The sequence below is a fragment of the Alcanivorax sp. HI0044 genome (assembly GCF_001634945.1).
This window is the reverse complement of sequence record NZ_LWEZ01001319.1, coordinates 1-1,551: the sequence shown is the minus strand read 5'-3', so window position 1 is coordinate 1,551 and position 1,551 is coordinate 1. Positions and strand designations below refer to the sequence as shown.

Below are 1,551 nucleotides of genomic sequence, written 5' to 3'. Positions count from 1 at the left end.
CACCGACGTGATCAACCCGGCCACGAAGCCGCCACCGGGCAGATTGTGCCCGCGCAGGAAAATATACACCGCAATCAGCAGCGCCAGCGGCAACAAGGGCCGGGAAATGGTCACCAACACCAGCGGATGCGCATCCGCAGCCCAGGGGCGCCCCAGCGAGTCGTACTTGGCCGATGCCAGGTTCAGATCCTTGAGCAGCGCATAAATACCCATGGCGGCAACGCCCAGCACGGTGATTTCCCCAAAGGTATCGAAGCCCCGGAAATCGACCAGAATCACGTTGACCACATTGGTGCCGCCACCACCAGACTTGCTGTTATCCATAAAGAACTGGCTGATGGTTGTGGTTTCCCCGGTCATCACCAGGAAGGCCAGCACCGCCACACCGGCGCCCACAACAAGCGCTAGCAGCACATCGCGCAACACCCGCACCGACGACGATTCCACCTGGGTACGCACCGGCAGGAAGTACATGGCCAGCATTAGCAGCAGCATGGTGACCACCTCCACCGATAACTGGGTCAGCGCCAGATCCGGCGCCGAGAAGCGCACAAACAGGAGTGACACCATCAACCCCACTACACTCAACGACATGATCGACGTCATCCGGTGGCGGTGCAGGAACGTGGTCAGCAGGGCCGCCGCCACCAACATGGCGGTACACAAGATCGCCACCCCATCCATAGGCAACATGCCCACATCCAGGCTCAGCGCCGGCAGGTGCCACATCTGGGTAAGCAGAATCACCGCCACCAGCGTGACCGCCCAGGCCACATAACTCTGTAGCGACCCGTTCTGCAGCCGCCCGGTAATGGCACTGGCCACCCGCCCCAGCTGCTGAATTCGCCCTTCGAACACCAGTTTGGCATCCACCTCGGGCAAGCGCGCCCACAGGTCAAACAAGCGGCGACGCTGGGAATAGATAAAGATGCCACCGAACAGGGCAATAAAACTCATCACCAGCGGCAAATTAAAACCATGCCAGATCGCCAGGTGGTATTCCGGCAAGTCGCCTCCCAGCGTGGCAGCAGCCGCCACCGCCAGCAGGCCCGCCACGGTGAGCGCCGGAAACACGCCCACCGCCACACACAGCGCCACCAGAATTTCCACCGGCACCTTCATGTAGCGCGGCGGCTCATGGGGCGGGTACTTGGGCAGGTTTATCGGCTCGCCATTAAAGAACACGTCATGGATAAAGCGCGCCGAATAGGCCACCGAGAACACCCCGCCCAGGGTTGCCCCCACCGGCAGAATCCAGCTCAGGGCCCCCAGCTGGTGGGAATCCAGCGTTTCGGCAAAGAACATCTCCTTGGACAGGAAGCCATTCAGCAACGGCACCCCGGCCATGGCCGCGGACGCCACCATGGCCAGCACCGCCGTGTAAGGCATGTACTTCCACAGGCCATTGATCCGGCGCATGTCGCGGGTGCCGGCTTCGTGGTCAATAATCCCCGCCGCCATAAACAGGCTGGCCTTGAAGGTCGCGTGGTTGATGATATGGAACACCGCTGCCACCGCCGCCAGCTCACTGTTGAGACCGAACAGCAAGGT

The 1,551-nt window shown here is 61.5% G+C and carries 1 protein-coding gene; it reads right to left on the bottom strand.

What is annotated here, in order from left to right; all coding sequences use genetic code 11:
• Positions 1-1,551, bottom strand: a 1,551-nt coding sequence (mbhE, locus tag A3730_RS19415; RefSeq protein ID WP_156501261.1) for a hydrogen gas-evolving membrane-bound hydrogenase subunit E, incomplete at both ends; no start/stop codon positions are given.